The organism is Francisella sp. SYW-9 (assembly GCF_008711465.1).
In the GTDB taxonomy this organism is placed as follows: domain Bacteria; phylum Pseudomonadota; class Gammaproteobacteria; order Francisellales; family Francisellaceae; genus Francisella.
The window spans coordinates 1-877 of sequence record NZ_VXKQ01000064.1 but is presented as its reverse complement, the minus strand read 5'-3'; the positions used below and the strand labels follow the sequence as shown (position 1 = coordinate 877).

Genomic DNA, 877 nt, shown 5'->3' with positions numbered 1-877 from the left:
AAACTAAAAAATTTTTCGAAGGAAGATATTATTAAAATTACTCGAATCTTCAGTTCTCAGCTGGAAGATCATAAACTCTCTATGTCACATTATATCTAAACTAATTAACTTTTTATTCTAGTAAATTTCTAAATAGTTGTGACAGTGCCTTATTTTCTATATAAATCATTATCTAACAACTAAGCTTATACTAGTTTTATATTCACATAAATAATCAAATAGTTCTGTAGTTAAAAAATATTCACTTTTTATGATGTTACAAAGATAGGAAGCATCTAAGATGTTAATATTTTGAACATCAAAGTATAAACCCATTCCTAAGCTCTTAATTATAGCCTCTTTAACATTAAACACTTCAAAGAAAAAATCTAATTTATCAGCTTTTTTAGTCAGCTTATTATAACAAGATATCTCTTTTGGGTGCATTATTATATTGATTAAATCTTGATGATTAATTTTAGTATCTATAAATTCAATATCTACTCCGATATCATATTCATCGCTAATAGCAACTACTATATATTGCTCAGAATAAGAAATACTAAAGTCAATATTATCATCAGCTTTTAATATAGGCTTTTTATACTGATCATGTTTCAGTTCAAAATTACTTATTTGATATTTATATTTTAAATAATTATATAAAAAACTACGTGCTAATAACCTTTTATTTTGATCATTAGCAAACTTATATTTTTTAATTTCTAAGATCTGATTGTTAGGTATAATATTATGATCAATTAAATTGATATTTTCTGCCAAATTCAATAGAAAAATATCAGAGCCTTTGTAGATTTTTTTATAAAACTTAAATTGAGAAATCATGATAAATCATAAATATTTTAAAAATATATTTATTATAACTTAGATTCAAGTT

At 22.5% G+C, this 877-nt stretch carries 1 protein-coding gene; it reads right to left on the bottom strand.

Features of this window, described 5'->3' with window-relative positions; genetic code table 11:
* Nucleotides 1–168 precede the first annotated feature (168 nt).
* Nucleotides 169–825, bottom strand: a complete 657-nt coding sequence (locus F3D62_RS12525) for a 4'-phosphopantetheinyl transferase family protein (RefSeq protein ID WP_150468578.1) — start codon at nucleotides 823–825, stop codon at nucleotides 169–171.
* Between the last annotated feature and the right edge of the window lie 52 nt (nucleotides 826–877).